Origin of the sequence: Phenylobacterium sp., from assembly GCF_020402505.1 — a bacterium.
Lineage (GTDB): Bacteria > Pseudomonadota > Alphaproteobacteria > Caulobacterales > Caulobacteraceae > Phenylobacterium.
Genome location: NZ_JADBZL010000188.1, coordinates 1 through 5,884, shown reverse-complemented (window position 1 = coordinate 5,884; position 5,884 = coordinate 1). Strand labels below are relative to the sequence as shown.

Genomic DNA, 5,884 nt, shown 5'->3' with positions numbered 1-5,884 from the left:
GGATCTCCGCCTCGGCGGCCCTGCTGTTCGCCCTCCTGAGGCCGCCGTCGTAGATCGGAAGGCTGAACCTGCCGCCCAGGTTCCAGCCCTTGGAGCCGCTGTCCAGAAGGGCGTCGAACTCGGTGGAGGTCTGGGAGAAGTCACCGGTCAGACGAAGCCTTGGAAACCGGTCCGCCAGCACGACGCCGGCCGCAGCCGTCACCGCGTGGAGGTCAGCTTCCGCCGCTAGGATGTCGGGACGGCGACGGACCAACTCTGAGGGCAGGGTGACTGGTACGACCGCCGGCGTGCTGATCTGTTCGAGACGAAAGTCCGGCGGGGTCCACTCGGCCGGCGCCTTGCCCGCCAGCAGGGCCAGTTGATGCCGGGCCTCGTCGCGTGACTGCAGGAGCGCAGGCATCTGCGCCTCGTCCCGCGCCAGCTGGGCCTCGATCAGGAGCACGCCGGACCGGGACAGTCCGCCCAGCTTCTCGGCCTTCAGGGCCAGTTCCAGCAGTCTGCGGTCGTCGGAGATGACGAGCTCGGCCGCCTCGATCTCGCCGTTCAGTCCGGCAAGGCGGACCGCCTGCCGGGCGACGTTCGCCGTCAGGGTGAGGGCGGCGGCGTCCGCCTGCCGGCGGGCCTTTTCCGCCCGGGCTCCGGCCTGCTCCGCATAGCGGCGATTGGACCCGAACAGGTCGAGGTCGTAGCTGACCACGCCACCGATGCTGAAGAGGCTGAACGTCCGGTTCGGGAACCCGGTGAAGCCGAAGGCCTGGCTGTTGAAGAGCTGGCGCTCCGTTCGGGCGTTGATCCCGATCTGGGGCTTCATCAGCGCCCGGGTCGCTGCTTCTGCAGCCTGGTAACGCTCCAGGGTTGCGCGCGCCTCCTCAAGACCTGGAGACACCTCGAGCGACTGCCGGATGACCTGGTCGAGCTCCGCCGAACCGAATCCCGACCACCAGGGGCCCTTGGCCGCCGCCGCCTCGTAGACCGCACGGGGTGCGGGTTGTTCTCCCGCCATGGCGTAGCCCCCCGGGGCTGTACGGTTCGCAGGTGACACGAAATCCTCGCCAACGGTGGCGCAGGCCGGAAGCGCGAGCAGGACCAAGAGGCCCGCGCCGAGTCGCAACGGGCGCCGCCTGCGGAGCATTGAGGAGGGCTCCCTCACCATCCCGGCCCTACCTGTCGTCACGGTTGGACTGGACATTCACCTTGACCGTGGCGGACAGCCCGGCCCGGGCCGCCATATCGGGCGGCGGCTCGGCGAACTCGATGCGCACGGGCAGGCGCTGGGTGACCTTCACCCAGTTGCCGGTGGCGTTCTGTGCGGGCAGAGCGGAGAAGGCCTGCCCAGTCCCGGGAGCGAAACTGGCCACCCGGCCTTTGAGCTTGTCCTGAGGGTAGGCCTCGATGTCGATCTCGACGGGCTGCCCCACCCGCATCCGCGCGATCTGGTCTTCCTTGAAGTTGGCCTCGACCCAGGGGCGTCCCGCCAGCAGCCAGAAGGCCGCCTGGGAGGCGTTGAGGTAGGCGCCGACGGGCAATTGGTCGACGCGGGCGACCACGCCATCCGACGGGGCCACAACTTCCGTGTATGACGCGTTGAGACGGGCGCGCTCAAGCTGGGCGCGGGCCTGGAGCACCACTGCCGCCCGGGATCCGGCGGCCGGATCCCCTCCGAGGGCGGCGAGCGCCGCCGCGGCCGACTGCTCGGCCGCCTTGAGTTGTTCTCGCGCCAGCCGGGCCGTGTGTCGGGCCTGGTCCGCCACCTGGACCGATCCGGCTCCGGCGGCGGCGAGCCCGGCCTGGCGCGTGGCCTCGGCTTCGGCATAGCTCAGGCTTTCGCGCGCTGCGGCCACATTGGCCTGCTCGCGTCCGTAGGCGGCGCGCTGCTGGGCGACCATCTGCTCGGCGTTGGCCAGCTGGGCCTCGGCCGCGGAGAGCGAGGCCTGGGCGTCCCGGGGGTCCAGCCGGAAAAGCACCTGACCCTTCTTCACGGGCTGGTTCTCGCGGACGAAGATCTCGACCACACGTCCGCTGATCGACGGCGCCACGGGCGTCTTCGCGACCTGTACAAAGGCGTTATCCGTGGTCTGGAAGCGACCCAGGCTCAGTAGATACCAGGCAAGCGCCGCCAGGATCACCAGCGGACCGCCGACCATCAGGATCCAGCGTCGCGGCACGCCCCCGCCCCTGCGGCCCCCGTCCGATGGCCCTTCCGGCGCCTTATCGCTCACGTATCTCTCCCCAGATCGCACTTTCGGAGCCGCTTCACCGCCCGCCAGACGGGGGATCGCCGCTCACCTTCTGGCCTCATTGTTCGGCCGATTGTTCCCGATGGGCAAGCGACGATGCCGCCCCGCAGACGATTTTCCCGCGCTTTTTCTTTAACTTAGCCGGACTGTACTCAGCCGTCCAAAATATCAGCCCCCCGGCTCCTTTCGCCAGGACAGCCCGGGCGCAGCCTGCGCAGGCTCGTCCTGTCGCCGACAGCCTCGCCGCGGGGCAGGTGTTGCCGGATCTTGCGCTCAGGCATGCGGCCTCCGCCCGCCTGGCCAGGGGTTAGACCGGGGCCTTCACGCCCTCCTGCAGGCCCTCGTCGCCCGCAGAGAAGGTCTCCTGCACCAGCCAGAGCCGCAGCAGATGGCGCTTCAGTTCCGGCGCGTCCCAGTCCTCGTAGGCGGTCCGCTTGTGAAGGATCGACGCGTTCTTGAGGAACTGGATGTCGCCGGGCTGGAAGTCCATGTCCAGGAAGTGGTCGGGGTCGTTGGCGGTGGTCTCGATGAATCGGAGGACCGCTTCCTGCTCGAAGGTCAGGCGCGGGGCGTCGGGGTGCTGCTGGCTCTCCCGGATGTACCAGGGGATGAAGAACAGGTTGAGGCGGCCATCCGTCAGGCGACAGATGGGACGGCTGAACCAGGCCGGCGATCCGGACCTATGCTGTCCCTGGGTGTCGAAGGGAAACACGCTGAAGAGGGCGGGGACGAGGTCGGGCCGTTCCGAAAGCAGCCGGTTGTAGATCGCCGCTGAACTGACGATGCGGCTGACGCCCCCTGACTTCGCCGCCTGCAGGCAAAGCAGGCCGATGGTGTCCGCCCCGTCGGTGTGGAAGTCCTGCTCGGCCCGGGTCTTGTAGAGCCGCACCCCGTAGGCGTTGGGATCCGCCCCCGTATCCCGCACATGTCCCAGCAGGTCGCCGTCGGTGTTCTGGGAGACCGCGCGGCCCATGTGCAGTCCGAGGCCCCAGTAGATGTCGGCCGCCGACTCCGCGCCGATCTCGGCCACCGGCAGGCCCCTCAGCAGGAGGAAGCCCCGGCCCCGGTCCAGGGCTTCGAGCCATGCAGCGACCTCAACCCCAAGGCGGGGCAGGAGAAAATCCTCTCGTGTCCAAACGCCCCGGTCCGGCGAGGTCGAGCGAGCGGCCGCCCGGGCCGCCATCAGCTCGCGGATCTCCTCATCACTCAGGACCCGCCGCCAGTCCTCCCGCCGGGCCATGTCGCGGCCTAGCCAGGCGTCGGTAGTGGTCAGGGGAGGGGGTATCCTCATTGGGGGTCCGGGGGTTCAAGTGACGCGTCCACGATGATCCCGGATTTTGAATTCGACAATTCCAGAAATTTCGATTTATGGTTCCGGGCCATGTCCACAAGAACCGCCTTGCTGTCCGCCGAGGCCGTCGCCGCCCTCAGCGCCCTCGCCCATCCCGGACGGCTGGAGGTGTTCCGCAGGCTCGTCGCGGCGGGCCCGCAGGGGCTTGCCGCCGGCGAAATCGCCCGCACCACAGGCAGCCTTCCGAACACCCTGTCGTCGAACCTCTCCATCCTCACCGCGGCGGGTCTGACGCAGTCGCGCCGGGAGGGTCGGTCCATCGTCTACTCCGCCGACTTCGGCGCCATGCGCGGCCTCCTGGCCTATCTGATGGAGGACTGCTGCGGGGGACGGCCCGAGATCTGCGCCGATGTCTCCCCCGCGTGCAGGGTCGAACTGGCCCCCTGATCCACCGCCTCGTCGCCCGGACCCGCCCATGACCGACCTTCGCCGCAACGTCCTCTTCCTCTGCACGGGCAATTCCGCGCGCTCGGTGATCGCCGAAGGTCTGCTTCGGAGTTTGGGCGGCGATCGTTTCCGGGCCCACTCCGCCGGGTCCTTCCCGACCGGCCGCATCAATCCGGGCGCAGTTCCTGTTCTGAGGTCAATGGGGCTGGACCCGGCCGACTTCCGCTCCAAGTCCTGGGATGAGTTCGCCGCCCCGGGGGCGCCGCCGATCGACTTCATCTTCACCGTCTGCGACAACGCCGCCGGCGAGGTCTGTCCTGTCTGGCCGGGACGGCCGGTCACGGCGCACTGGGGCGTCGAGGATCCGGCGGCGGCGACCGGGTCCGAGGCGGAGGTGGCGGCGGCCTTCGCAATGGCGGAACGCCGGCTTCGCCGCCGCGTCGAAAGCTTCCTCGCCCTGCCGGTCGAAGTCCTCGACGGCCCGGATGTCCGGGCCCGGCTGGAGGCGATTGGCAAGGATGCAAACCCGTGACCGCGGATCCGCCCGATTTCGGCCCGGCCCGCCGCCTGGCTGCGGAAGGCCTGGGAACCGCCCTTCTCCTGTCCATCGTGGTGGGGTCGGGGATTATGGGCGAGCGGTTGTCCGGCGAGAATGACGCAATCGCCCTGATGCTGAACACGGTCTCGACCGGGGCCGGACTGGCCGTCCTGATCACCCTTCTGGGACCGATCTCGGGGGCGCACTTCAACCCTCTGGTCAGCGTCCTTTCGGCCGGCGACAGGGACCTCGCCGCCAGGGAGGCTCTCGCCCGGGTCGCTGTCCAGGTCGTCGCCGCCGTCGCCGGCGTCTTCCTCGCCCACGCCATGTTCGAGCTGCCGCTGTTCCAGGTCTCGGGCAAGGTGCGGTCCGGCGGCGGGCAGGTGCTGTCCGAAGCGGTGGCGACATTCGGCCTGATCCTGGTGATCCGTCTGGCCTCGCGCCTCGACCCCGGAGCCACGCCCGCCCTGGTCGCCCTCTACATCACCGCCGCCTATGGCTTCACCGCTTCGACCGCCTTCGCCAATCCCGCCGTCACCCTGGCCCGGAGCCTGACCGACACCTTTTCGGGGATCGCCCCTCAGTCGGTTCCGGGATTCCTCCTTGGGCAGGCCGGGGGAGCCCTTGCGGCGGCGGTCGTCTCCCGGTGGTTGCTGGATAGGCCCCGGCCGTATTCCAAGGCGGTCCCTGAGGGGCGCCATCGCTGAGCGTCGGGTGCATTGCGAGGCGCAATTGCGACGCGCCGCCGTGGGGGCATGGGGCTTGGGCGACACGCCGTCCTTCTGGCCCTCCCCTTTTGGGGCGCCCTCCGCGCCGGATTTGCTGGCGGCCCGCGTTCCTTGAGGAGCGTGTTCCCGCTTGGACAAGGTTATCGTAATGCGCCCTCTCCTGAGGCTCAGCCGCAGCTCGTTGCCGCTCCTTCTTCTCTCGGCCTGCGGCGGAGGGGGTGGGGGAGGGGGCGGATCGACGCCGTCCCCGTCAGCGCCGGCGATTTCCGCCTTCTCGGCCTCTCCGGCGCAGATCCAGCCCGGTCAGACCGTGACCCTGTCCTGGACTGTCCAGGGCGCAACCTCCCTGACGATCAGCCCCGGTGTCGGATCCGTCGACGGGCTTACCAGCCGTGCTGTTACGCCTGCAGCCAGCACGACCTATGTCCTCACCGCCGCGAACCCCTCCGGCTCGGTCACCGCCTCGACGACCGTGACGGTCGCCTCTGCGCCCTACCCGCCCGGCCTCGCCTCGGGAAACCTTCAGGTCGGCGGCGTGACCCGCGAGTTCCGCGTCTACACGCCTGCGGGACTGACAGGGCCACCCAAAGCGCTTGTTCTCGTCCTGCATGGCGGGGGCGGGGCGGGGCTCAACATCGCCAAT

At 69.4% G+C, this 5,884-nt stretch carries 6 protein-coding genes and 1 pseudogene; 4 read left to right on the top strand and 3 right to left on the bottom strand.

Annotated features, from left to right (window positions below):
- From IM632_RS12865 to IM632_RS12855, 3 genes are all read right to left on the bottom strand, one after another.
- Window positions 1-1,111: efflux transporter outer membrane subunit (locus IM632_RS12865; protein WP_296552420.1), on the bottom strand; the 1,111-nt coding region annotated here is incomplete at its 3' end.
- A 49-nt stretch (window positions 1,112-1,160) separates the two neighbouring features.
- Window positions 1,161-2,219 (bottom strand): HlyD family secretion protein, encoded by a 1,059-nt coding sequence (locus IM632_RS12860; RefSeq protein WP_296504177.1) that lies wholly within the window; start codon window positions 2,217-2,219, stop codon window positions 1,161-1,163.
- A gap of 325 nt (window positions 2,220-2,544) precedes the next feature.
- On the bottom strand, window positions 2,545-3,528 hold the full coding sequence (locus tag IM632_RS12855) for a TauD/TfdA family dioxygenase (RefSeq protein ID WP_296482657.1): 984 nt from the start codon (window positions 3,526-3,528) through the stop codon (window positions 2,545-2,547).
- Between the two features lie 108 nt (window positions 3,529-3,636).
- Here IM632_RS12855 and IM632_RS12850 point away from each other — a divergent pair, with 108 nt between their 5' ends.
- From IM632_RS12850 to IM632_RS12835, 4 genes and pseudogenes are all read left to right on the top strand, one after another.
- Window positions 3,637-3,975: a helix-turn-helix domain-containing protein gene (locus IM632_RS12850; protein WP_296482666.1), complete on the top strand. Its 339-nt coding sequence runs from the start codon at window positions 3,637-3,639 to the stop codon at window positions 3,973-3,975.
- A 28-nt stretch (window positions 3,976-4,003) separates the two neighbouring features.
- The gene (locus IM632_RS12845) at window positions 4,004-4,507 is read left to right on the top strand and encodes an arsenate reductase ArsC (RefSeq protein WP_296482654.1); all 504 of its coding nucleotides are present in this window, start codon (window positions 4,004-4,006) and stop codon (window positions 4,505-4,507) included.
- Entirely contained in the window at window positions 4,504-5,220 is a 717-nt protein-coding gene (locus IM632_RS12840; protein WP_296482652.1) for an aquaporin, read from the top strand. The genes IM632_RS12845 and IM632_RS12840 overlap by 4 nt, the downstream gene beginning before the upstream one ends.
- A gap of 169 nt (window positions 5,221-5,389) precedes the next feature.
- A pseudogene (locus IM632_RS12835) lies at window positions 5,390-5,884 on the top strand (hypothetical protein); the annotation flags it as partial.